The 23803-nt window shown below is 59.7% G+C and carries 21 protein-coding genes; 17 read left to right on the top strand and 4 right to left on the bottom strand.

The annotated features are described in order from the left end of the window. Positions 1–2: 2 nt before the first annotated feature. Together recO and pdxJ are read left to right on the top strand one after the other, a co-directional pair. On the top strand, positions 3–710 hold the full coding sequence (gene recO / locus DA373_RS02890; protein WP_107850860.1) for a DNA repair protein RecO: 708 nt from the start codon (positions 3–5) through the stop codon (positions 708–710). Beyond that, entirely contained in the window at positions 703–1440 is a 738-nt protein-coding gene (pdxJ, locus tag DA373_RS02885) for a pyridoxine 5'-phosphate synthase (protein ID WP_107850859.1), read from the top strand. The genes recO and pdxJ overlap by 8 nt, the downstream gene beginning before the upstream one ends. Positions 1441–1525: 85 nt before the next feature. On the opposite strand, the gene barA is transcribed toward pdxJ, so the two are convergent. After that, positions 1526–4222, bottom strand: a complete 2697-nt coding sequence (gene barA, locus DA373_RS02880; RefSeq protein WP_107850858.1) for a two-component sensor histidine kinase BarA — start codon at positions 4220–4222, stop codon at positions 1526–1528. An 80-nt stretch (positions 4223–4302) separates the two neighbouring features. Here barA and rlmD point away from each other — a divergent pair, with 80 nt between their 5' ends. From rlmD to DA373_RS02860, 4 genes are all read left to right on the top strand, one after another. After that, positions 4303–5616 carry a 23S rRNA (uracil(1939)-C(5))-methyltransferase RlmD gene (rlmD, locus tag DA373_RS02875; RefSeq protein ID WP_107850857.1) on the top strand — a complete coding sequence of 438 codons (1314 nt, stop codon included), beginning with the start codon at positions 4303–4305 and terminating at the stop codon, positions 5614–5616. 8 nt (positions 5617–5624) lie between these two features. Continuing rightward, positions 5625–7838 carry a GTP diphosphokinase gene (gene relA / locus DA373_RS02870; RefSeq protein WP_107850856.1) on the top strand — a complete coding sequence of 738 codons (2214 nt, stop codon included), beginning with the start codon at positions 5625–5627 and terminating at the stop codon, positions 7836–7838. Positions 7839–7846: 8 nt separating this feature from the next. Then, complete coding sequence (gene mazG, locus DA373_RS02865) at positions 7847–8650, top strand: nucleoside triphosphate pyrophosphohydrolase (protein ID WP_107850855.1); 804 nt, start codon at positions 7847–7849, stop codon at positions 8648–8650. A 73-nt stretch (positions 8651–8723) separates the two neighbouring features. Beyond that, positions 8724–9182 carry an Rrf2 family transcriptional regulator gene (locus DA373_RS02860; protein WP_107850854.1) on the top strand — a complete coding sequence of 153 codons (459 nt, stop codon included), beginning with the start codon at positions 8724–8726 and terminating at the stop codon, positions 9180–9182. Between the two features lie 158 nt (positions 9183–9340). Here the strand turns inward: DA373_RS02860 and DA373_RS02855 are convergent, their stop codons facing one another. Then, the gene (locus DA373_RS02855; protein WP_107850853.1) at positions 9341–10615 is read right to left on the bottom strand and encodes an HlyC/CorC family transporter; all 1275 of its coding nucleotides are present in this window, start codon (positions 10613–10615) and stop codon (positions 9341–9343) included. A 56-nt stretch (positions 10616–10671) separates the two neighbouring features. Next, positions 10672–11463: a cytochrome C assembly family protein gene (locus DA373_RS02850; protein WP_198650220.1), complete on the bottom strand. Its 792-nt coding sequence runs from the start codon at positions 11461–11463 to the stop codon at positions 10672–10674. A gap of 145 nt (positions 11464–11608) precedes the next feature. Between DA373_RS02850 and ffh the strand changes: the two genes are divergently transcribed. The 6 genes from ffh (at position 11609) to DA373_RS02820 (ending at position 16385) form a co-directional block, all read left to right on the top strand. Continuing rightward, positions 11609–12994: a signal recognition particle protein gene (gene ffh, locus DA373_RS02845; RefSeq protein WP_107850851.1), complete on the top strand. Its 1386-nt coding sequence runs from the start codon at positions 11609–11611 to the stop codon at positions 12992–12994. A 164-nt stretch (positions 12995–13158) separates the two neighbouring features. Next, the gene (gene rpsP / locus DA373_RS02840; RefSeq protein ID WP_014291428.1) at positions 13159–13410 is read left to right on the top strand and encodes a 30S ribosomal protein S16; all 252 of its coding nucleotides are present in this window, start codon (positions 13159–13161) and stop codon (positions 13408–13410) included. 23 nt (positions 13411–13433) lie between these two features. After that, on the top strand, positions 13434–13955 hold the full coding sequence (gene rimM / locus DA373_RS02835; protein ID WP_107850850.1) for a ribosome maturation factor RimM: 522 nt from the start codon (positions 13434–13436) through the stop codon (positions 13953–13955). 27 nt (positions 13956–13982) lie between these two features. Then, on the top strand, positions 13983–14729 hold the full coding sequence (gene trmD, locus DA373_RS02830; protein ID WP_107850849.1) for a tRNA (guanosine(37)-N1)-methyltransferase TrmD: 747 nt from the start codon (positions 13983–13985) through the stop codon (positions 14727–14729). Positions 14730–14761: 32 nt separating this feature from the next. Continuing rightward, a complete protein-coding gene (gene rplS / locus DA373_RS02825; RefSeq protein ID WP_019936062.1) occupies positions 14762–15115 on the top strand; it encodes a 50S ribosomal protein L19 in 354 nt (117 codons plus the stop codon). Positions 15116–15218: 103 nt separating this feature from the next. Beyond that, positions 15219–16385, top strand: coding sequence for an MFS transporter (locus DA373_RS02820; protein ID WP_107850848.1), 1167 nt, complete (start codon positions 15219–15221; stop codon positions 16383–16385). A gap of 63 nt (positions 16386–16448) precedes the next feature. Here the strand turns inward: DA373_RS02820 and mutH are convergent, their stop codons facing one another. Next, positions 16449–17126 (bottom strand): DNA mismatch repair endonuclease MutH, encoded by a 678-nt coding sequence (gene mutH, locus DA373_RS02815; RefSeq protein WP_107850847.1) that lies wholly within the window; start codon positions 17124–17126, stop codon positions 16449–16451. A gap of 613 nt (positions 17127–17739) precedes the next feature. Here mutH and rppH point away from each other — a divergent pair. The 5 genes from rppH (at position 17740) to nhaA (ending at position 23791) form a co-directional block, all read left to right on the top strand. Beyond that, positions 17740–18297, top strand: coding sequence for an RNA pyrophosphohydrolase (gene rppH, locus DA373_RS02810; protein ID WP_107850846.1), 558 nt, complete (start codon positions 17740–17742; stop codon positions 18295–18297). Between the two features lie 16 nt (positions 18298–18313). Continuing rightward, positions 18314–20572 carry a phosphoenolpyruvate--protein phosphotransferase gene (gene ptsP, locus DA373_RS02805; protein WP_107850845.1) on the top strand — a complete coding sequence of 753 codons (2259 nt, stop codon included), beginning with the start codon at positions 18314–18316 and terminating at the stop codon, positions 20570–20572. A gap of 233 nt (positions 20573–20805) precedes the next feature. Further along, on the top strand, positions 20806–21624 hold the full coding sequence (lgt, locus tag DA373_RS02800; protein WP_107850844.1) for a prolipoprotein diacylglyceryl transferase: 819 nt from the start codon (positions 20806–20808) through the stop codon (positions 21622–21624). Further along, the gene (gene thyA, locus DA373_RS02795) at positions 21621–22415 is read left to right on the top strand and encodes a thymidylate synthase (RefSeq protein ID WP_107850843.1); all 795 of its coding nucleotides are present in this window, start codon (positions 21621–21623) and stop codon (positions 22413–22415) included. Before lgt ends, thyA begins: the two co-directional genes overlap by 4 nt. A 176-nt stretch (positions 22416–22591) precedes the next feature. Next, positions 22592–23791: a Na+/H+ antiporter NhaA gene (gene nhaA, locus DA373_RS02790; RefSeq protein WP_107850842.1), complete on the top strand. Its 1200-nt coding sequence runs from the start codon at positions 22592–22594 to the stop codon at positions 23789–23791. Positions 23792–23803 lie beyond the last annotated feature (12 nt).

Genomic DNA, 23803 nt, shown 5'->3' with positions numbered 1-23803 from the left:
GCATGGCGCACGCCGCCTTTGTCATTCACAGCCGTCCCTACCGGGAAACCAGCCAGCTGGTGGAGGTGTTCACTCGTGAGCAGGGGCGGCAAAGCCTGGTGGCCCGGGGCAGTCGTCAGCCCCGCTCTTCTTTAAAGGGGTTGTTGCAGCCCTTTGTGCCTTTGCGACTGACCTTTGGCGGCAAGGGCGAGCTGAAAACCCTGTACAGTGCCGAAGCCACCGGCCCGGCCATTGCTCTGGCCGGCCCCGCCCTCTACAGTGGCCTCTATCTCAATGAGCTGATCTATTACCTGCTGGAAGTGCAGACCCCCTTTGACGAGGTGTTTGACGTCTATCAGGACACCCTGCAACAGCTGGCGCTTGGCAGTGCTCTTGAGCCCTGTCTGCGTTATTTCGAGTTTTATATGCTGAATGTGCTCGGCTATGGGGTGGATTTTACTCAGGAGGCTCACACCGGGGCAGCGGTATCTTCCCGGGGCTGGTATGCTTACCTGCCCGAAGCCGGCTTTGTGGCGCTGGAGCGGGCCGAGCCCGGCGCCTTTCGTGGCGACTGGCTGTATGCCCTGGCCGAGCTTGAGCTGAGCAGCCCGGAGGTACTGGCGGCGGCCAAGCGTTTCAGTCGTCTGGCGCTGGCGCCTTATCTGGAAGGGCGGGAGCTGAAAAGCCGGGCCCTGTTTATCAAAGGAAAGAGAGGAAGTCCCAGTGAGTGAACTGTATTTGGGTGTGAACATCGATCATATCGCCACCTTGCGCAACGCCCGGGGCACCAGCTATCCGGATCCGGTCTATGCCGCCGCCGTGGCCGAGCAGGCGGGAGCCGATGGCATTACCGTGCACCTGCGCGAGGATCGCCGGCATATTACCGACAGGGATGTGGAGATCCTGGCGCGGACCATTCAGACTAGAATGAATCTGGAAATGGCGGTGACCGAGGAGATGCTCGACATCGCCTGTCGTACCAGGCCAGCCTTTGTCTGTCTGGTGCCGGAAAAGCGTGAAGAGCTGACCACCGAAGGCGGCCTGGACGTGGCCGGCCAGCTCGACAGGATCACAGATGCGGTTACCCGGCTGCGGGAAGCGGGCATTCTGGTGTCGTTGTTTATCGATGCCGACCGGACCCAGATCGATGCGGCGGTGGCTGCCGGTGCCCCCTACATTGAAATCCACACCGGCCATTACGCCGATGCTGCCAGCGAAGCCGAACAGCTGGCCGAGCTCAAGCGCATTGCCGCCTCTGCTTCTTATGCTCACGATGCCGGGCTCAAGGTCAACGGCGGCCACGGCCTGCATTACCACAACGTCAAACCCATCGCCGCCATTCCCGAGATGCTGGAGCTGAATATCGGCCACGCCATCATCGCCCGGGCCGCCTTTGACGGCCTGGAAAAGGCGGTGCGCGACATGAAGCGGCTGCTGCGCGAAGCCAGACAGGGCGTGTAAACCCGGGGATTCGGGACTGGGGAATGGGGACTGGAAAGGTCCCGTTCTTTGCCAGTCCCGAGTCCCTAATCCCCAATCCCTGGTGTTATAAAAAAGCTTTCGCTTCTTCCCGTATCTGTTCAATACGCTCTTCCAGCTCCAGCAGCTCCGGCTCAAGGTCGTCAATGGGCTGCTTGTCGAGCAGGGCCTGCTCCAGAGCGGCCAGCAGTGACTGCAGCTGAGGCACACCGCAATACACGGCGCCGCCGTGCAACTTGTGCAGCGGACCATAGAGCGCACTCTCCCCCAGCTCACCGGCCAATGCCGCACTCAGGCGCGGGGTAAACTCGTCAAAGCTCTGCAGCAGCAGGCTCAGCATTTCCCTGGCCAGGGCCTCCTTGCCGCCGGCCCGCTGCAATGCCAGCGACCAGTCGATTTGACCACGGGTTTCCGGCTTGTGGGCGAAGTGGCTGATAATGCGGGTCAGTATGGTCTCGTCGATGGGTTTGGCCAGGTAGTCATCCATGCCCTGCTCCAGCAGCCGGTCCCGTTCACCGGCGATGGCGTGGGCGGTGACGGCGACGATGGGCGTGGTGGCGTTGGGCCCACCCTGACCGCGGATTTCCCGGGTGGCCTGAATGCCGTCCAGCACCGGCATCTGAATATCCATAAAGATAATGTCGTACTGGTTGACGGTGGCCAGGTTGAGCGCCTCCTGACCGTTGCGGCCGGTATCCACCTGGTTGACCAGCTCGCCCAGCATGGCGCTGATAAGCTTGAGATTGGCCGGGTTGTCGTCCACCGCCAGCACCCGCAACGGAAGACGGGAGTCGGGCGGCGGCAGGGCGATGGGCGTCACCGGCTCGTCGGCGGGCCGGCGTTGTTCGGTCAGGGCCTGAGCCAGTTTATGGTAGTGGGCCGGTTTGCTCAGGCAATGGGCGGCCCCGGCCGCCAGCAGGGAGTCGCTCAGGGTCGGATCGGTGGAGCTCAGCAGGATCACCGTCTTGTTGTCAAAGGCCAGCTGGCGTCTGAGTTCCTGCTCTATCTGACTGGGCAGGGCATGGGGGCCAAAGCCGAGCAGGGCCATATCGACGGGCTGTTCGGCCGATGGCTCGTAAAGCACCTGCATGCCCCACTCCCGCAGCAGGGCGCTGGTAGCGCGCCGGCTGAAGCTGTCTTCTTCCTGATAGAGCACCGTTTTGCCGGTCAGCTCCGCCAGTGGCAGGGGCTCGGCCAGGGGCAGGGCGGCCTTGTCCAGCTCCAGGGTAAAGCTGAATACCGAGCCGGAACCCGGCTCGGAGTAAAGTTCGATATCGCCGGCCATCTGGTGCACCAGTTTCTGGGTGATCACCAGTCCCAGCCCGGTGCCGCCATAGCGGCGGGAAATGCTGGAGTCGGCCTGGTTAAAGGCCTGGAACAGCTGACGGCGCTGGCTGTCGGAAATGCCGATGCCGGTGTCCTGCACATGAATGCACAGACCGGTGCGTTCCGGCTGGCCGGCGGGCCGGGCGTCCACCCGCACGTCCACGTTGCCCTGCTCGGTGAACTTGATGGCGTTGCCCACCAGGTTGTTGAGCACCTGCTGCAGCCGGAGCGGATCCCCCACCAGGCTGTCGTGCACCGCCGCATCCACCCTGAGCGACAGCTCCAGTCCCTTGTCGTGGGCACTGGGAGCGAGCAGGGTCATCACCTCCTGCAGGGTGTCGCGCAGGGAGAAGGGGATCTGCTCCATTTTCAGCTTGCCCGCTTCCAGTTTGGAAAAGTCGAGAATGTCGTTAATGATGCCAAGCAGATTCTGGGCCGACTTTTCAATGGTCTTCAGGTAGTCGAGCTGACTGGAGGTGAGCTTGGTTTTCTGCAGCTGCCGGGCAAAGCCGATCACGCCGTTGAGCGGGGTGCGCAGCTCGTGGGACATGTTGGCCAGAAACTCGGTCTTGACCCGGGCCGCCTCCTGGGCCCGTTTCTTGGCCATGTCCAGCTCGATGTTCTGTATCTCGATCTGCTCCAGGGTTTCGCGCAGATCCGAGGTGGCCTGATCGATGTTCTGCTGCATTTCATCGTGGTATTCCGACAGCGACTTGGCCATGGCGTTGATGCCGTTTTTAAGCATTTCCAGCTCGCCGGTAAACTCGCCGCTGACCCGGGTGTCGAGCCGGCCTTCCCGAATTTTGTACACGGCGCTCACCATGTCGGTGATGGGCTGAGACACGCCCTTGATAAGCCTGACCCCGAACAGGGCACTGAGACACACGCCCAGCAGCACGATCAGGCCGGCAAAAAAGGTGTCGCGGTAGTGCAGCAGCATGGCCGAGTCGTCGGTTAGCTGCATGGCCACATAACCGAGGGCTTGGGTGGAGGACTCTTCCCACAGGGCATCGGGCCGGGATGCGTCGGTGAGTACCGGCGTGCGCAGAATAATGCCGTGTTCACCGGTTTCCACCTGAGTGGTGGCGGGAATGGCCGTGCCGTCAGGCAGACGCAGGGTGCTGAAATTCCGGTGATAGTTGGAGGTCACCAGCAGCCGGCCCTCGGGGTCGAACAGCGCAATGGCGTTGACCAGCGGCGTATTGTTGCGGTGAATATTGCTGAGCAGGCGATTCAGGGCTTCCCGGTTGCGGCCGGTCAGCGCCAGCTCGCTGGCCAGGGCCAGGGGCTCTATCACGTTGACGCCTTCCTTGATCAGCGCTTCTTCCAGTTGCTGATAGCGGTTCACGGAAAAGTAACCCGCCAGCAAAATGCCGATGATCAGGGTGGGAATAATGGTAAAGGCCAGTACCCGGGCTCGCAGGCCGTATTTGGTCATAGTGGGCTTATGTGGGACAATGCGCGTTCAAAAGACAGTAGACTTATGATGACATAGCCGGTTCGAGGGCTCCACGTTTTATGGTTCAGTTCTTCAAGGTCAAAAAGCCCGCAGCACCGGTGCAAACGCCACTTGATATTCGCATTCTTGAGCTTAACAGCCATGGCATGGGGGTCGCCCGCCATCAGGGCAAACCCCTGTTTGTGGCAGGCGTGTTGCCCGGTGAGGAAGTGCGGGTAAAACTGACTACCCAGACCAGCCGTTACGCCACCGCTACCCTGCAGAAAGTGCTCAAGGCCTCGCCCGACAGAATAAAACCCTTTTGTGCCCATGTGGCCGACTGTGGCGGCTGCAACCTGCAGCAGTTGCCGCTCGAAGCCCAGCGGACGCTGAAACAAAAGGCGGTATTCAGCCTGTTTGGCCGTCATGGCGTGAATGAGCTGCCCGAGCCGGAATGGCTGCAGGGGGAAGGGCAGGGCTACCGCCGGGTGGCCCGGCTGGCCATTCGCCGCCGGGGCAAGGGCGTGGCGCTGGGATTTCGCCGGTCCCAGTCTCACGAACTGGCAGAGATTGAGCATTGTGGAGTGCTGACGCCGGTACTGTCGGCGCTGATCGCTCCCTTGCGTCAGCTGCTGAACCGGCTGACAGCCCTGCGTCAGCTGGGCCATCTGGAGCTCTATGACTCGGCCGAAGGCGTGGCCCTGTTGCTGCGTCACAAGGGACACCTGCCGGCGCCGGATCTGGACGCCCTGCTGGCCTTTGCCCAGGCGCGGACGCTGGCGCTGTTTTTACAGGACGATACTGCCCGGCGCCCTTTACATGTTCCATTTCCGCTTTATTATCAGATAGATAATCTCAGGCTCTCGTTTACGCCGGGGGACTTTATTCAGATCAATGCAGCCCTTAACGAACGCATGGTGCGCCAGGCCATCGACTGGCTGGCCCCGGACCCCGGCGCTCCCGTGCTGGATCTGTTCTGCGGCATCGGCAATTTCAGCCTGCCGCTGGCTGCTGCCGGTCATCCGGTGACAGGGGTGGAAGGCGTGATGGAAATGGTGGAGCAGGCCCGGGGCAATGCCGAAGACAACCGGCTGAACCAGGCCCGCTTTTACCGGGCCGATCTGGCCACCGACTTCACCCAAGAGCCCTGGGTGGCGCAAGGCTTTGGCCATGTGCTGATCGACCCGGGCCGGGCCGGGGCCGAACGGGTCATGCCCTATCTGGCGGAGCTTGCGCCGGAGCGGCTGCTGTATGTCTCCTGCAATCCGGCCACCCTGGCCCGGGACAGTGAAGTGCTGCTGGCGGCCGGTTACCGCCTCAGCCGGCTCGGGCTGATTGACATGTTCCCCCATACGCCCCATTGCGAAGCGATGGCGTTGTTTGAACTCAGTTAAGGACGCTTATGGTTGCCGTGCGCGAAACTCATCTCAAGTCGACCTTTTGCCTGCAGGAATGGGCCGATGGCCTGCCGCTGGACGCCAATGAACGGACGCGGCTAAAGGCGGTTTACGAGTACTGCCAGCGACTGGAGTTGTGTGCCGAGGCAAGGGACCGGCTGCTGGCCCAGGGGGTGGAAATGGTCGGCATTCTGCTGACCCTGAGCATGGATGCCGACACCCTGAAAGCGGCCTTGCTCTATCCCTTTGTGGAATATGGCGCCCTGGGTCCTGAGCAGGTATGCGAGGATTTCGGCAACAATATTCAGCATTTGCTGCGGGGGGTGGCCGACATGGAGGCCATTCGTTCATTGCAGCATGTGCATGGCGACAAGGGCAACGAAGATCAGGTCGACAAGGTGCGGCGCATGCTGCTGGCCATGGTGGAAGACGTTCGCGCCGTGGTCATCAAGCTGGCGGAACGTATTACCTGTTTGCGCGAAGTCAAAAGCGCCGACGAGGAAACCCGGGTGCTGGTGGCCAAGGAAATCGCCAATATCTACGCGCCTCTGGCCAACCGGCTGGGCATCGGCCAGCTCAAGTGGGAGCTGGAGGATCTGTCGTTTCGCTATCTGCACCCGGACACTTACAAGCGTATCGCTCACTTGCTGGATGAAAAGCGGCTGGCCCGGGAAGCTTACATCACCAATTTCGTCACCAGCCTGAAAAACGCCCTGCATGAAGCCGGCGTGGAGGCCGAGGTTTATGGCCGGCCCAAGCACATCTACAGCATCTGGCGCAAAATGCAGAAAAAGGATCTGGACTTTGACGAGCTGTTTGACGTGCGCGCGGTGCGGGTGGTGACCCACCGGCTGCAGGACTGCTACGCTGCGCTGGGCATAGTGCATACCCAGTGGCGCCATATTCCCCGTGAGTTCGACGACTATGTCGCCAATCCCAAGCCCAACGGCTACCAGTCCATACATACGGTGGTGATCGGACCGGAAGGGCGCACCGTTGAAATCCAGATCCGCACCGATCAGATGCACCAGGATGCGGAGCTGGGGGTGGCGGCTCACTGGAAATACAAGGAAGGCGCTGCCGGCGGCAAGCAGGGCGGATACGAAGAAAAAATCGCCTGGCTCAGAAAACTGCTGGCCTGGCAGGAAGACATGGCCGAAAGCGGTTCACTGGTGGACGAGCTGCGCAGCCAGGTATTTGAAGACAGGGTCTATGTGTTCACACCCAGAGGCGACGTGGTGGACATGCCCGCCGGCGCCACGCCCCTCGATTTTGCCTATTATGTGCACAGTCAGGTGGGTCACCGCTGTATCGGCGCCAAGGTGGACGGACGCATCGTGCCCTTTACCTACCAGCTGCAGACCGGCGATCAGGTGGAGATCATCACCCAGAAGCAGCCCAATCCCAGCCGTGACTGGATGAACCCCAATCAGGGCTTTCTGCGCACTTCGCGCGCCCGCTCCAAGGTGGCGACCTGGTTCAAGAAACAGGACAGGGACAAGAATATTCACGCCGGGCGTGAGCTGCTCGACAAGGAGCTGGAGCGTCTTGGGCTGACCCTGTCCCAGGTCGATAAAAAGGCCCTGGAGCGATTCAATGTCACTCACCTGGATGACTTGCTGGCGGGCATTGGTGGCGGCGATCTGCGTATTAACCAGTTGCTCAACTACCTGCAGAGCCAGCACAAGAAGCCCACCAGCAAAGAGCAGGATGAACAGGTGCTGCGGGAGCTGGAGCAGAAGGCCGCGAAAAAGCATCAGGACCACAAGCCCAGGGGCCATATTGTGGTGCAGGGGGTGGGCAACCTGCTCACCAATACCGCCCGCTGCTGCCAGCCCATTCCCGGCGACGAGATCATCGGCTTTATTACTCAGGGGCGGGGTATTTCCATCCACAGGGCCGACTGCGATCAGCTCAAGGAGCTGGCGGCCCAGCACCCCGAACGCATGGTGGATGCGGTCTGGGGCGAAGACAACGGCGGTGGCTATCACCTCACCCTGCGGGTGGTGGCCAACGACCGCTCCGGTCTGCTGCGGGATATCACCACCATACTGGCCAATGAGAAGATCAATGTGATGGGAGTCAACAGCAGCTCCAACCGCAAGCAGCAGACCGCCACCATCGACATGGAGCTGGAAGTCTACAATATCGACACCCTGAGCCGTACTCTGGCCAGGATCAGTCAGCTGCCGGATATTCTGGAAGCCCGGCGGCTTTAGGGAGACACATGGAACAACATCAATATTCACTGACCGATCTGCTGGCGATCATGGCCGCGCTGCGGGATCCGGAAAACGGCTGCCCCTGGGATCTGAAGCAGGACTTTGCCAGCATAGTGCCTCACACTCTGGAAGAGGCCTACGAAGTGGCCGACACCATTGCCCGTGAGGCCTGGGATGAGCTGCCCGGAGAGCTGGGGGATCTGCTGTTTCAGGTGGTGTTCTACTCCCGTCTCGGCGAGGAGCAGTCGCGCTTTAATTTTGGTGATGTGGTACAGAATATCAGCCACAAGCTGGTCAGCCGCCATCCCCATGTCTTTGGTAATGTCCGCTTTGACGACGAGGCGGCCATCAAGGCCAACTGGGAGGCCACCAAGGCCGAGGAACGCAAGCAGCGTAATGAGTCGGCCACCAGCGCCTTGGATGACATTCCCCTGGCACTGCCGGCACTGACCCGGGCCCACAAGATGCAGAAACGTTGCGCCGCCGTGGGCTTTGACTGGCGCGAGCTGCCGCCGGTGGTGGACAAGATCCACGAAGAGCTGGACGAGGTCATGGCAGAGCTCAACCAGCCCGAACGTGATGATGACCGCATTGCCGACGAGCTCGGGGATCTGCTGTTTGCCACCGTCAATCTGGTGCGCCATCTCAAGCAGGAGCCGGAAAGCGTGCTGCGCCGGGCCAACGACAAGTTTGAGCGTCGTTTTCGCGCCGTGGAGCAGGCCCTGGCCGCCGATGGCAAGGACAGTCGCGCCTGCTCCCTGGAAGAGCTGGATGGTTACTGGAACCGGGTCAAGCGTGACCAGGGCTGACATTTAATGTCAGTGTGCTCATGAATGTGTATTATGTATATATGTTAGTGCCCACTGTCAGGACACATCGCTCATGAAGCTGACCACCTATACCGATTTTGGCCTGCGGGCCCTGATGTACCTTGCCACTCTGCCCAGAGGAGAGCTGACCAGCGTGGCCCGGGTATCGGCGCTCTATGATGTATCCCGCAATCACATGGTCAAGGTGATCAATCAGCTGGCCCGTGAGGGCTATGTGGAGGCGCTGCGCGGCAAGAATGGGGGTATTCGTCTGGCCCGTGAGCCCAGGGATATCAACGCGGGCCGAGTGATCCGGCTGCTGGAAAATAACCTCAGGGGCATCGACTGTGGCAGCCCGGCCTGTCATCTGATACCGGCCTGCCGGCTGCGGAATGCCCTGGCCGAGGCCATGGAAGCCTTTTTGCAGGTGATGGAGCAGTACACCCTGGCGGATCTGGTGGAAAACCGGGACGAGCTGATGACCATCTTTACTCATCTGGAAGCGGAAAGCCTGCGCCGCAGCGCGGGCTGAGTGCATTCCGGTTCCGTTGTAGCTGCCACTTTAGTCGGCAGGGCCTGTGCAACAGGCCTTGAATGCGCCGTAGCCTTCAGGCTTGCGCCAGCTGAAGCGGCGCCTACAGGCCGCGCATACAATGAGTGCGTCTTTAATCTGGCAGGAATGGACGGTCATCAAGGCCCCGGCAGATAATACTGGGGCTGCACCCGCACCTGCTTGATTACATTGTTTTCCACTTCCAGAATTTCTATCGGATAACCCGCCACCCGCAGGCCGATATTGGCCTCGGGAATGTCTTCCAGATACTCCAGGATCAGGCCGTTCAGCGAGCGGGGGCCGTCGGTGGGCAGGTTCCAGTTCAGCTCCTTGTTCAGATCCCGAATGCTGGCAGAGCCTTCAATCAGGTAGGAGCCGTCATCCTGAGGCTGGATTTCGTCACTCAGGGTAGGGCTGATGGTGGTGGTAAAGTCGCCGACGATCTCTTCCAGAATGTCATCCAGGGTGATCAGCCCCTGAATATCGCCGTACTCGTCCACAATCAGGCCGATGCGTTCCTTGTTGCGCTGAAACTTGAGCAGCTGCACGTTCAGCGGTGTGGCCTCGGGAATAAAATACACTTCCCGTGCCGCCCGCATCAGGCTGGGTTTGCACAGCTCTTCCCGGCCCAGCAGTCGCAGGGCGTCCCGGGCGTGAATAAAGCCCAGAGCATCATCGATATTGTCCCGGTACAGCAGCACCTTGGTGTGGGGGCTCTGCAGCAGCCGGCGGTTGATGCTCCGCCAGTCCTGAGTGATGTCAATGCCGTAGATCTCGTTGCGCGGCACCATGATGTCGTCCACCGTCACCTTTTCCAGATCCAGAATCGATACCAGCATGTCCTGGTGGCGGCGGGGGATCAGGCCACCGGCCTCGTTGACGATGGTGCGCAGCTCTTCCGAGCTGATGGCGGTATCTTCGCCGCCCTTGGGGTTGATGCGAAACAGCACCAGCAGACCGTTGGAAATGGCGTTGATGGTCCACACCGCCGGATACAGCAGCACCATCAGCGGCCGCAGAATAATGGAGGCGGGAAAGGCGACCTTTTCCGGGTAGAGGGCGGCCAGGGTCTTGGGGGTCACTTCCGAGAAGATCAGCACCGCCAGGGTCAGTCCTATGGTGGCCACGGCCACGCCATAGTCGCCAAACAGCCGAATGGCCAGCAGGGTGGCGATGGCGGAGGCCAGAATATTGACCAGGTTGTTGCCGATCAGGATCAGGCCAATCAGCCTGTCCGGGCGGGACAACAGCTTTTCAACCCGGGTGGCGGCCTTGTGGCGGCTTTGCACCAGGTGCCGCAACCGGTAGCGGTTGAGCGACATCATGCCGGTTTCGGAGCTGGAGAAAAAGGCGGAAACAAACAGCAGTGCAATCAGGATGCCGCCAAGGGCACCCGTCGATATGTCGTCCAAACAGACCGTCCTGTGTAAAAAACCTGATCAATTTCTACGAGTTTGCCGAAAGCCTGTCAAGAACCGAGCAGAACTTCCCGCACAAAGCGGCTGCCAAAATAGGCCAGGGTCAGCAGCAGGCTGCCGGCCACACTGGTCCATATTACCTTGCGGCCGCGCCAGCCCAGACGGTGGTGGCCCCACAGCAGCCCCACATAGACGCACCAGGCGATAATGGTCAGCACCGCCTTGTGTACCTTGCCTGGGCTGAACATTTCCTGCAGAAAGAACAGGCCGGTGGAAATGGACAGGGTCAGCAGCACCACGCCGGCAAAGATCAGCCGGAACAGGTGACGTTCCAGGGTCATCAGCGGCGGCATGGCGGGCAGGTTGGTCAGCTTGTGCTTTTTCAGCCGGTGATCGAGAAAACCCAGCAAAATGGCCAGCAGGCAGGCAATGCCCAGCAGTGAATAGGACATCAGCCCCAGACCGATATGCACCAGTACCTCGGGCCGGGTTTCCAGATGCATGGTGTAGTGACCGGGCAGCAGCATGTCGGCCACCAGCAACAGAAAGGCAAAGCCATAGACAACCGGCATCAGCACCCAGACGTTGAAGCGGGTCACCAGCAGCGACATCAGGCCGGCCACCATCAGGCTGACCAGGGAAGCCACGTTGAGCATGCTGAGGTTCTGCCCCGGCACCAGCACCACCGTATTGATCAGCCAGGCGCCATGCAGCAGCAGGGCGCAGACGGCTGCCATCAGGCCGTAACGGCGGCCCTTGTTGTGCGGATTAAACAGATTGTGCACGCAGGCAAAGGCCGCCAACAGGTAAAATGCCATCGCCAGAACAGCAAGCAATTCCATAATGAATGTCAGCCATTTATCGGAAATATAAAAAGAAAGGGCAGTATACCCCCAAGGCCTCGCCCATCGCCAGCCGGGTTCGCTTAAGTTCGGGGCGCAACTTGGTTATACTGGTCGCAATTTTCGCCATTTGCGGACGCAGTTCATGTTTGAGAATCTCACCGAAAGACTGTCGCGCACGCTGAAGAACATCAGCGGTCGCGGACGCCTGACCGAAGACAATATCAAGGAAACCCTGCGCGAAGTGCGCATGGCTCTGCTCGAGGCCGACGTGGCCCTGCCGGTGGTGCGGGAGTTCGTCAACCGGGTCAAGGAGCGGGCAGTGGGCCAGGAAGTGTCCAAGTCCCTGAGCCCGGGCCAGGCCTTTATCAAGATCGTCAACGCCGAGCTGGTGGCGGTGATGGGCGAGGCCAACGAGGCCCTGGATCTGGCGGTCAGCCCGCCGGCCGTGGTGCTGATGGCGGGCCTGCAGGGCGCCGGTAAAACCACCTCGGTGGGCAAGCTGGCCAAATACCTGAAAGAGCGCGAAAAGAAAAAGGTGCTGGTGGTCAGTGCCGACGTCTATCGTCCGGCGGCCATCAAGCAGCTGGAAACCCTGGCGGCGGATCTGGAGGTGGAATGCTTCCCCAGTGACATCAGCCAGAAGCCGGTGGACATCGGCCGCAACGCCGTCGATTACGCCCGCAAGAAATTCTTTGATGTGGTGCTGGTGGATACCGCCGGTCGTCTGCATGTCGATGAAGACATGATGACCGAGATCCAGCAGCTGCACAGCGCCATCGAGCCGGTGGAAACCCTGTTTGTGGTCGACGCCATGACCGGTCAGGACGCCGCCAACACCGCCAAGGCCTTCAGCGAGGCGCTGCCGCTCACCGGCGTTATCCTCACCAAGGCCGACGGTGACGCCCGGGGCGGCGCCGCCCTGTCGGTGCGTCACATTACCGGCAAGCCCATCAAGTTTATCGGTATGGGCGAGAAGGTCGATGCTCTGGAGCCCTTCCACCCGGACCGGGTGGCCTCGCGCATTCTGGGCATGGGTGACGTACTGTCGCTGATCGATCAGATGGAACGCTCGGTGGACAAGAACAAGGCCGCCGAAATGGCCCAGAAGCTCAAAAAGGGCAAGGGCTTTGATCTGGAGGACTTTCGCGACCAGCTGGTGCAGATGCGTGATATGGGCGGCATGATGAGCCTGATGGACAAGCTGCCGGGCATGAACCAGCTGCCCGACAACGTCAAGGATCAGGTTAACGACAAGCTCACCGTGCGCATGGAGGCCATTATCAACTCCATGACCCCCAAGGAGCGCCGCCATCCCGAGTTGATCAAGGGCAGCCGCAAGCGCCGCATCGCTCTGGGCTCGGGCACCGAGGTGCAGGAAGTGAACAAGCTGCTCAAGCAGTTCACCCAGATGCAGAAGATGATGAAGAAAATGTCCGGCAAGGGCGGCATGCGCAAGATGATGAGCCAGATGCAGGGCATGATGGGGCCGGGCGGTCTGGGCGGCGGTGGCCGTCGCGGTCCGTTCTGAGTCACCACGAATTTGCCACCGGCCTCGGCCGGTGGCATACACGGGCCGCGCATCCCCCTTTTGGTTGCATTCTCACCTGATCGGAGTACAATTGCGCGGCTTATTTTAAGCCGGGGTTCGCATTGTTCGCGAACCTTGTTTGTTTCAAGTAAATAGAGGACGGTATGGTAACCATTCGTTTACAACGTGGTGGCGCGAAAAAGCGTCCGTTCTACCAGGTAGTAGTTGCTGACAGCCGCTACGCTCGCGATGGTCGTTTCATCGAGAAAGTAGGCTTCTTCAACCCGATCGCTTCCGGCCAGGCAGAAAAACTGCGTCTGGACCTCGAGCGCATCAACCACTGGGTAGCCCAGGGTGCAAGCCTTTCCGAGCGCGTGGCCAAGCTGGTCAAAGACGCTTCCAAGGCCGCTGCCTGAGCCGGTCGGGCGAGGAGTGTAAGGTGAGTGAACCTGTCATAGTAGGCCGCCTGGGCGCCGTGTACGGCATCAAGGGCTGGCTGAAAGTCAACTCCTTTACCGAACAGCCCGATGGCATTTTCGATTATCAGCCCTGGCTGATAAACGATGGCAAAGGCTGGCGTGAAATTCAGGTCACTGGATGGAAGCGCCACAACAAGAGCCTGATTTGCAAGCTGGCCGATATCGACCTGCGCGAAGAGGCTCAGGCACTGACCGGTGCCGACATCGCAGTCAGCGCCGAGGCTCTGCCCTCGCTGCCGGCGGATGAATTTTACTGGCGCGATCTGGTCGGTTGTCGAGTGAGCAATACCCGGGGTTATGACCTCGGTGTGGTGTCTCAGCTGATGGAAACCGGCTCCAACGACGTGCTGGTGGTCAAAGCCAATGCCAACGACGCATTTGGTCAACGGGAACGGTTGATTCCGTTTCTGGAGCAACAGGTGATCAAGTCCGTGAATATTCAGGACCGAATCATCGAAGTAGAGTGGGATCCGGATTTTTAATCCCGGTAGTCCTGCACGGAGAGAATCATGTGGATAGGGGTCGTCAGCCTCTTCCCGGAGATGTTCCGGGCAGTCAGTGACTACGGGGTCACCGGTAGGGCCGTTAAAGACGGTCTGCTGACATTTGAAAGCTGGAATCCGCGGGATTTCACCCGGGACAAACACCGCACTGTCGACGACAGACCCTACGGGGGCGGACCGGGCATGCTGATGATGGTGCAACCATTGCGCGACGCCATAGCGGCGGCGCGGGCAGCGGCGGGCGAGGGAGCAAAGGTGATTTACCTTTCACCCCAGGGCCGCAGGCTGGATCAGCAGGGCGTGCGCGAGCTGGCAAATCAGGAAAAATTAATCCTGGTGGCCGGACGCTATGAAGGTGTGGACGAGCGCGTGATTGAAGCCGATATCGATGAAGAATGGTCGGTGGGCGATTACGTGCTCAGTGGCGGCGAATTGCCGGCCATGGTGCTGATTGATGCGGTGGCCCGTCTGGTGCCCGGCGTACTGGGCGACATGGCGAGTGCGGAGCAGGATTCCTTCAGTGAAGGTCTGCTGGATCATCCTCACTACACGCGTCCCGAGCAACTGGAGGGAATGGCCGTTCCCGAGGTGTTGCTCAGTGGCAACCACGCAGACATAGCACGCTGGAGAATGCAGCAGGCATTGGGCCGTACCTGGTCGAGAAGGCCGGAACTGCTTAACAACCTAGCTCTGACTGACGAGCAGGAACAGCTTCTTGCCCAATTTGTCCGCGAACAGCAGGACAAGCAGTAGAGTTTTCAGTTTACCCTAGGTAAGGAAATATCATGAGCAACATCATCAAGCAGCTTGAAGAAGAACAACTGCGCAGCGATATCCCCGCATTCGTACCGGGTGACACCGTGCGCGTACAGGTACGTGTTGTAGAAGGCGGCAAAGAGCGTCTGCAGGCTTACGAAGGCGTTGTTATCGCCAAGCGTAACCGCGGTCTGCACTCTTCTTTCACCGTTCGCAAGATCTCCAGCGGTGAAGGCGTTGAGCGTACCTTCCAGACTCACAGCCCGCTGATCGGCAGCGTGGAAGTGAAGCGTCGCGGCGCCGTGCGTCGTGCCAAGCTTTACTACCTGCGCGATCGTTCCGGCAAGTCCGCTCGGATCAAAGAGCGTCTCGCCACCAAATAAGCCGAACCGGCTGTCGAAAAAGGCCCGCATTTGCGGGCCTTTTTGTTTTTTGGCGGGCGGGTTAAGATGCTTTAATTGTTTCTAATGTAACCAAGGATGTGTCATGCCGATTACCGTATGGGGGCTGGCCATTGCCCAGGCGCTGCTGATGTCGGGCAATATTCTGCTGGTGTCGGTGTCGGCGCTGATCGGCCAGCAGCTGGCCGCTGAAGCCTGGCAGATCACCCTGCCGGTAGCCTGTCAGTTTGCCGGGCTGATCACCGCCACCCTGCCGGCGGCGCACCTGATGCAGCGGCTGGGTCGCAAGACCGGTTTTGTGCTCGGCAACCTGTTTGGCCTGCTGGGCGCCTGGGTGGCGCTGCAGGGGCTGGTGGCGACCAGTCTCGGGCTGTTTGCCTGTGGCACCTTTCTGACCGGCATCGCCATTGGGGTTGGCCAGCAATACCGCTTCGCGGCGCTGGAAGCCTGTGACAGCGGTCAGCATGCCCGGGCCATCAGCCTGGTGATGGCCGGTGGCGTACTGGCGGCGGTGATCGGGCCCAATCTGGCGATCTGGTCGCAGCACTGGCATGACGCCAGCGCGTATGCCGGTGCCTTTTATGGCCTGCTTGGTCTTTACGCGGTGGCCTTGCTGTTGATCCTGCTGCTGCCGCTGCCGGCGGCGACCGTGGTTGCGCCCGGTGAGCGGGTGAGATCCTATGGGGAGCTGTTTCGCCAGCCGCTGCTGCTGGCGGCGGTGGCCTCGGGCATGATCGGCTATGGCATCATGGTGTTGCTGATGACCGCCACTCCCTTGTCGATGGCGCATCACAGCCACGACTTTCCCGATACCGCCCTGGTGATCCAGTGGCATGTGCTGGGCATGTTTGTGCCGTCCTTTTTTACCGGCCACCTTATTCGCCGCTTTGGCACCCGCAGCGTGATCCTCTGGGGTTGTGCCACCCTGCTGCTGAGCGTGGCGGCGAGCCTGTCCGGTATTGGCTTCTGGCACTACTGGTGGGGCATGCTGTGGCTGGGCGCAGGCTGGAACTTTACCTTTATCGGCGCCACTCATTTACTGAGCCGCTGTTACCGGCCGGCGGAAAAGGCCCGGGTGCAGGGCATTAACGAGTTTCTGGTATTTACCGCCGCGGCCCTTGGCAGCCTGTTTGCCGGTCAGGGCGTGACCCTGCTCGGCTGGACCGGCCTGAACCTGTTCGCCGTGCCCTGGATCCTGCTGGTATTAATGCTGATCTGGCGACTCAATACTCAGGAGCCGGTGGCGGCGTAGGTTGTCAATGAGCGCAGCGAATTGCAACATTTCATCGCCCCTCACCCCTCACCCCTCACGGCCTCAAAGCATAAAATGCCGGGCCAGCAGGGCTTTGGTAAAGCCGGTTTTCAGGTAAAAGCCCCGGGGGCGGGTTTGTATATAGCCGCCATCGGGGCCGATGGCGTCGGTCAGGGCGCGGCCGTTGGCGGCCTTGGGCCGCAACTGCAGGGCCTGGCCGTGGCGGGCGGTGATCTCCTGTACCCGGCCCAGACTTATCAGCTCCATGATCTCTTCCCAGTCCTGACGCAGCAGCCACTCTTCTTCTTCATTCGGCATCCATAGCAGCGGCTGGCCGATCAGGCGCTCGCCGGGGGGGGTGTCTCGCTCGCCAATCACAGGCACCCACAGCACCCGGGACAGCTTGTTGCGCACATTGCTGGTCTCCCAGGTCAGGCCGGCGATGTCGAGCAGCGGCGCCACGCACACAAAGGTGGTTTCCAGCGGCCGGGCGGCGGTGTCCAGCGGAATGGTCTTGAGTTCGACGCCCAGCTCGGGAAAGTCCTGCTCCGGCTTTGAGCCGGCGCTGGCGCCCAGGCTCAGTTCCAGCAGCTGGCCAATCCAGCCCTTGTCCCGGCGCAGACTGGCCGGCACCGCCAGGCCCAGTTCACCGGCCAGCTCCGCCAGAGGCAGGCCGGCCAGCCCCTGAGCGCGATTCAGCAGAATATCGAGGCTGTCCGGGCGGGATACGGTTATGTTCAAAATTTGCTCACCTTTTGTGTGTCAGGGCGGTGCCTGTACCCATGGGGCGGGGGCCGATCATATACCCGTTTTACTCAAGTATGAACATGCCGTTGCACAAGCTTATCCACAGAAAAACTGGATAACTGGTAGTACCTTGCTAAAAAACAGACTGCCTGCTCACGAGAAGAAAAAAACAGGATTTTCTCATGGCCGGCAAAGGCAAAGTCGACAACGCCCTGTGGATAACATTTTAGTGATGGATTCTTGAGCTTGTGAACTTATCAACATTGATATGATGGCAGAACAGCCTGATCAAAGATCCAGCTTGATCCACCATCATGTTTTTATTTTTTTGTTTAATAAGGTTTTTTTATTTTTATGTTGATGCTGATCACAAACCGTAGGTAAAAGAATCAAGGGTGCCACTTTCAACTATACCGACTTGATCACAATGTTATCCACATGTTCTGGGGGAAACGGTTCGAAGAGTCAGCTTTTTTTGTTTATAACTGTTGACATGAGTGTGAGTTATTCAGTGGCTCTCTCTGATTATGACTGCAGGCTTGATTTGCCGGGAATGGGGTAATATGGAACAATCGTTGCCATGTTAGCTTTATAGTCTGGTGATTGCGTGATAGATGGTGACGGATTTCGTCCCAATGTAGGCATAGTGATCTGCAATCGCAAAGGCCAGGTATTGTGGGCCAGGCGCTATGGTCAGCACTCCTGGCAGTTTCCCCAGGGGGGCGTGGACGACGGTGAAAGCCCCGAGCAGGCCATGTACCGGGAATTGTACGAAGAAATCGGGCTCAAGCCCGAAAATGTGACCCTGCTGGCGGTAACCCGTCACTGGCTCAAGTACAAGTTGCCCAAGCGCCTGGTCCGGTGGGACAGCAACCCGGTCTGCATTGGTCAGAAACAGAAATGGTTTTTGCTGCGATTGGACCCGGATCATGAATCATACATTGAATTCGGTTGCCACGGGCATCCGGAGTTTGATGACTGGCGCTGGGTCAGCTATTGGTATCCGGTGCGTCAGGTGGTGTCTTTTAAACGGGAAGTATACCGGCGGGTTCTGCGGGAGTTCGCCCCCATCGTAATGGCAGAGCAGGGCCGTCACCGAAGCGATCATGGCCGCCACAGGGCGGATCAGGGGCGCCAGCGGGACGGACGCAGGCGACACAGGTAGCACAAGGGGGAGCAGCGTGTTAAGGGAACTGAGGGAAATAGTCCAGCGGGTCACGGCCAGCTCCGATCTGAACGAGGCCATGGCGGAGCTGGCACAACAGACCCGTCAGGTCATGCTGGCAGACTGCTGCTCCATTTATTTACGCCGGGAAGAAGATCCTTTTTATTTGCTGGCGGCCACTGATGGCCTGGCCCCCGAGGCGGTGGGCCGGGCCCGCATTCCATTGGGAGAAGGCATTGTTGGCCTGATTGGTGAAAAGGAAGAGCTGATCAACCTGGCCGACGCCCAGCACCATCCCAGTTTCAAATACCTGCCCGAAGCCCACGAAGACGAGTTCAGATCCTTTCTTGGTGCACCCATTATTCACCAGCGTAAAACCCTGGGAGTGCTGGTGGTGCAGCAAAAACAGGTGCGCCTGTTTGAAGAAGGAGAAGAATCCTTTCTGGTGACCCTGGCGGCTCAGCTGGCCACCGTGATCGCCCACGCCGAAGCCAGAGGCAACCTCAGCTCCCGCAACTGGCACGGCATGCTGCGGGGCCTGGCCGGCTCGCCCGGGGTGGCCATTGGCAAGGCCTGGGTATGGCGGCCAAAGGTCGAGCTGGATCGGGTACGGCTGCGCCGTGCCGACGATCTGCCGGTGCAGCATCAGCGCCTCGAGAAGGTGTTGCAGCAGGTGGAGGCTGAGCTCGACGGCATGGCGCTGCGTTTCAAGGAGTCACCCTCCGGTGAGTCGGTGGCGGTGTTTGAGGTGTACCAGTACATTCTCAAGGATCCGGTCTTTATCGGCCTGATACGCGAAGAGATTGAACATGGCTGGACCGCCGGCAGCGCGGTTAAACGGGTCTGTGAAAAACAGATAGCCCAGTTCGCCAATATGTCCGATCTGTATCTGCGTGAACGGGCCGCGGATATTCGGGATCTGGGGCAGCGCCTGCTGACCCGGCTTATTCATGAAGACGACGGCCCGCTGGCGTTGTCGGAGCCCATCATTCTGGTGGCCGACGAGATCAGCGCCACCCTGATCGCCGAAATTCCCCGCAACAAGCTGATGGCCATCGTCTCGGCCAGGGGCTCCATCAATTCCCACGCCGCCATTCTGGCCCGGGCCATGGGCATTCCGGCGGTCATGGGCATCGATCACTCCTTTGAACTGCTGGAAAATCGGTTGCTGGTGGTGGACGGCTACACCGGCGAGTTGCTGGTGGAGCCGGCCTCTTCGGTGCTCAAGGAATACCGAAGGGTGATCGCCGAAGAAGCCCAGATGGACGAGCTCTTTGCCACCGTGCGCCATGAAGCCTCACGGACTCTGGACGGCGTGCAGGTCTCCCTGCTGCTGAACGCCGGCCTCAGTGCCGACGCAGATATCGCCATGAACGATGCCGCCGACGGCGTCGGGCTGTTCCGTACCGAGATCCCCTTTATGATGCGGGATCGCTTTCCGTCCGAGCAGGAGCAGGTGCACAGCTATCGCCGGGTGCTCACCAGCTATGTGGGCAAGCCGGTGTGCATGCGCACCCTGGACGTGGGCGGCGACAAGCAGCTGCCCTATTTTCCCATCGTCGAGGAAAACCCCTTTCTTGGCTGGCGTGGCATTCGCCTGACCCTGGATCATCCCGAGATCTTTCTGGTGCAGCTCAAGGCCATGTTGCGAGCCAGCATCGGCCTCGACAATCTGTCGATCATGCTGCCCATGGTGGGCAGTCTGGACGAGGTGCGGGTGGCCCGCCGGCTGCTGGACCGGGCCTGGCGCGAGGTATCGGCAGAAACCGCCGATGAGCAGGGCATTATCCGCTATCCCAGCCTGGGGGTGATGATAGAAGTGCCGTCGCTGCTGTATCAGCTGGCCGAACTGGCGCCGCTGGTGGACTTCTGGTCGGTGGGCACCAACGACCTCACCCAGTATCTGCTGGCGGTGGATCGCAACAACGGCCGGGTGGCCGATATTTACGACTCCCTGCATCCGGCGGTGCTGCGCGCCCTGCAGCAGATCATTGACGCCGCCCGCAAGCACGCCCGGCCCGTGTCCATCTGTGGCGAGCTGGCGGGGGATCCCATCGGCGTGCTGGTGCTGATGGCCATGGGTTATCGCCGTTTCAGCATGAATAACAGCAACATCATGCGCATCAAGTATATCGTGCGGCAGTCCCGCATCGACGAGCTGCAAAAGCTGCTGCAGGAAGCCCTCAGTCACCGCCATGTCGGCGCCTTTAAAGGCATCTTTGGCCGCTATCTGGAAGAGCGCGGCCTGGGCGGCCTGCTGCGCTCCGGGTTGTAGCGCATCGTCTAAACGATCGTAGCTGAAGCAACAGCAAGGATTGTAGCCACCACTTTAGTCGGCGGGGCCTGTGCAACAGGCCTCTGGAACACCGTCGCCTTCAGGTTTGCGCCAGCTAAAGCAGCGCCTGCCACTTTATAACCCTGCCCTTTGCCCGACGAAATGCACAGGTCCACAGACACTCATCACGGTTTGCCTTACAATACCCGCTTTCCATTTTTCGGGGTAAGCGCATGTCTGATTCTCATTGGGTGTTTCCCGGCTTCGATCCCGTCGCCATTGAGCTGGGGCCGCTGGCGGTGCACTGGTATGGCCTCATGTACCTGCTGGGCTTTCTGTTTGCCTGGTGGCTGGGCAACCGGCGCGCGGCGCAACCCGGCTCCGGCTGGACCAAAGACCAGGTCTCCGATGTGCTCTTCTACGGTTTTCTCGGGGTGATTGTCGGCGGCCGGCTGGGGTATGTGCTGTTCTACCAGTTCGACACCTTTCTGGCCGACCCGGTTTACCTCATCAAGATCTGGTCCGGCGGCATGTCGTTCCACGGCGGCCTGCTGGGCGTGCTCACCGCCTTCTGGCTGTTTGGCCGCAAACACAATAAAACCTTCTTTGCGGTGGCCGATTTTATCGCTCCGCTGATCCCCTTTGGCCTGGGCGCAGGGCGCATGGGCAACTTTATTAACGGCGAGCTGTGGGGCCGGGTGACCGATGTGCCCTGGGGCGTGATCTTTCCCGCAGCAGGCGAGCTGCCCCGGCATCCGTCCCAGCTCTATCAGTTTGCCCTGGAAGGGGTGGTGCTGCTGATTATCCTCAATCTGGCCTGGCGCGCCCGGCCGCCCCGGGGCGTGATCTCCGGGCTGTTTCTGCTGTGCTACGGCCTGTTCCGCTTCCTGGTGGAATTCGTACGCCAGCCCGATGCTCAGCTGGGTCTTTATCTGGACCTGTTCAGTATGGGTCAGTTGTTGTCGCTGCCGATGATGGTCGGTGGCGTATTGATGTTATGGGCGGCCTGTCGCCGCCCTCACTGGTTTGGTAACGGAGCAAAAACCGCATGAAAGCCTACCTCGAGCTGATGCAGCATATTCTTGATCATGGTGAGCGCAAAGAGGATCGCACCGGCACCGGCACCCTGTCGGTGTTCGGCCACCAGATGCGCTTTAATCTGGCCGACGGATTTCCGCTGGTCACCACCAAGAAGTGCCACCTCAGATCCATTATTCACGAGCTGCTGTGGTTTCTGAACGGCGACACCAACACTGCCTACCTCAAGGAAAACGGCGTCAGCATCTGGGACGAATGGGCCGATGAAAACGGCGAGCTGGGGCCGGTTTACGGCAAGCAGTGGCGCAGCTGGGCAGCCGCCGACGGCCGGGTAATCGATCAGATAAGCCAGGCGCTGGAGACCATCAAAACCAACCCCGACAGCCGTCGTATTATCGTCTCCGCCTGGAACGTGGGGGAAATCGAGCAAATGGCGCTGGCGCCCTGCCATGCCCTGTTTCAGTTCTACGTGGCCAACGGCAAGCTGTCCTGCCAGCTTTATCAGCGCAGCTGTGATGTCTTTCTCGGTCTGCCCTTCAATATCGCCAGCTACGCGCTGCTGACTATGATGATGGCCCAGCAGGCCGACCTTGAGCCGGGAGACTTTGTCTGGACCGGTGGCGACGTGCACCTGTACAGCAATCATCTGGAGCAGGCCCGGCTGCAGCTGGGACGAGAGCCGAGAGCATTGCCCAGAATGCGCTTGGCGCGCCGCCCGGATTCACTGTTTGAGTATGCTTATGAGGATTTTATTCTGGAGGAGTACCATCCGCACCCGCATATAAAAGCACCAGTTGCCATTTGACAGATGTTTGTTTGTAAATAAAGCTATACTTTAGTTTAACATTTCAATTTCATCGGAATTTGTAAGTTGTAATGCACTTTCTTTCGTTTTTCCCGAGGTGTTGATCAGAAACAATCGATTATTACCTCTGTAACAAGCTGATTACACTCGGGCTATTCTTTGAGAAGGAGCTCGATATGTCTCATGTGCTTAAACGCTTCCTGGCCATGGAGTCGGCCGGTGGAATTCTGTTAATTATTGCTGCCCTGATCGCCATGATGATGGCCAATACCGGCCTGTCCGGTATGTATCAGGACTTCCTCAATATGCCCATTCAGCTGCGCATCAGCGATCTCAACCTCGACAAGCCACTGCTGCTGTGGGTGAACGACGGCATGATGGCGGTGTTCTTTCTGCTGGTGGGTCTCGAAGTCAAACGCGAGATGGTGGAAGGCGCCCTGTCTACCCGTGAAAAAGCCATGTTTCCGGCCCTGGCGGCCATTGGTGGCATGGTGTTTCCGGCCTTGTGGTTTATGCTGCTGAATCTGGGTGAGCCTGCCAACCAGAGTGGCTGGGCCATTCCCGCCGCCACCGACATCGCCTTTGCCCTTGGGGTGATGGCGCTGCTGGGCAAGCGCGTGCCTCTTACCCTTAAAGTGTTTCTGCTGGCACTGGCGATCATCGACGATCTGGGCGCCATCATCATTATTGCGCTGTTTTATAACCATGGTGTGGACTTCACCGCCATGGCGGTGGGCGCGCTCGGTATCGTCGGCCTGGTATGGCTGAACCGGGCCAGGGTGTGCAATCTGGTGCCTTACCTGCTGCTGGGCTGGATTATCTGGGTTGCCGTGCTCAAGTCGGGTGTGCATGCCACCCTGGCCGGGGTGATCCTTGGGTTCCTTATTCCGCTTTATGGCCACCGCTTCTCGCCGTCCAAGCAGCTGGAGCACTTCCTCCATCCCTGGTGCGCCTTTGTGATATTGCCGCTGTTTGCCTTTGTGAATGCCGGCGTGTCGCTGGAAGGGCTGTCCCTGGCCGATCTGACCTCGGCGCTGCCCCTGGGTGTGATGGCGGGTCTGCTGCTGGGCAAACCCATGGGGATCTTCCTGGTCAGCTGGCTGTCGGTACGCCTGGGTTATGCCCAGCTGCCGGCGGGTGTGTGCTTTAAACAGATATTTGCGGTATCCGTGCTGTGTGGTATCGGCTTTACCATGTCGATCTTCATTTCGTCACTGGCTTTTGCCGACCAGGCTCAGCTGGCCAACCTGTCGCGACTGGGGATCCTGATGGGATCAAGTCTGGCGGCAGTGAGTGGCTATATCATGCTGAGAAGGGTACTGCCAAAAAAAGAGCCGGTGCGCCGTAAGGTATCGGTGCATACTCAGCTGGTGTAACCAGACATGCCT

It is taken from the genome of Oceanimonas marisflavi (assembly GCF_003049725.1).
GTDB classification, from domain to species: Bacteria; Pseudomonadota; Gammaproteobacteria; order Enterobacterales; family Aeromonadaceae; genus Oceanimonas; species Oceanimonas marisflavi.
Note: the sequence above shows the minus strand (reverse complement) of the source record. Positions and strands in the feature narration are given on the sequence as shown.

Bases quoted from the DNA above. Each gene is read 5' to 3' on its own strand.
- rlmD (WP_107850857.1), top strand. From the start codon at position 4,303: ATGGTTCAGTTCTTCAAGGTCAAAAAGCCCGCAGCACCGGTGCAAACG.
- relA (WP_107850856.1), top strand. From the start codon at position 5,625: ATGGTTGCCGTGCGCGAAACTCATCTCAAGTCGACCTTTTGCCTGCAG.
- rpsP (WP_014291428.1), top strand. From the start codon at position 13,159: ATGGTAACCATTCGTTTACAACGTGGTGGCGCGAAAAAGCGTCCGTTC.
- nhaA (WP_107850842.1), top strand. From the start codon at position 22,592: ATGTCTCATGTGCTTAAACGCTTCCTGGCCATGGAGTCGGCCGGTGGA.
- rplS (WP_019936062.1), top strand. From the start codon at position 14,762: ATGAGCAACATCATCAAGCAGCTTGAAGAAGAACAACTGCGCAGCGAT.
- trmD (WP_107850849.1), top strand. From the start codon at position 13,983: ATGTGGATAGGGGTCGTCAGCCTCTTCCCGGAGATGTTCCGGGCAGTC.
- barA (WP_107850858.1), bottom strand. From the start codon at position 4,222: ATGACCAAATACGGCCTGCGAGCCCGGGTACTGGCCTTTACCATTATT.
- mazG (WP_107850855.1), top strand. From the start codon at position 7,847: ATGGAACAACATCAATATTCACTGACCGATCTGCTGGCGATCATGGCC.
- DA373_RS02850 (WP_198650220.1), bottom strand. From the start codon at position 11,463: ATGGAATTGCTTGCTGTTCTGGCGATGGCATTTTACCTGTTGGCGGCC.
- lgt (WP_107850844.1), top strand. From the start codon at position 20,806: ATGTCTGATTCTCATTGGGTGTTTCCCGGCTTCGATCCCGTCGCCATT.
- ffh (WP_107850851.1), top strand. From the start codon at position 11,609: ATGTTTGAGAATCTCACCGAAAGACTGTCGCGCACGCTGAAGAACATC.
- thyA (WP_107850843.1), top strand. From the start codon at position 21,621: ATGAAAGCCTACCTCGAGCTGATGCAGCATATTCTTGATCATGGTGAG.
- recO (WP_107850860.1), top strand. From the start codon at position 3: ATGGCGCACGCCGCCTTTGTCATTCACAGCCGTCCCTACCGGGAAACC.
- DA373_RS02860 (WP_107850854.1), top strand. From the start codon at position 8,724: ATGAAGCTGACCACCTATACCGATTTTGGCCTGCGGGCCCTGATGTAC.
- DA373_RS02820 (WP_107850848.1), top strand. From the start codon at position 15,219: ATGCCGATTACCGTATGGGGGCTGGCCATTGCCCAGGCGCTGCTGATG.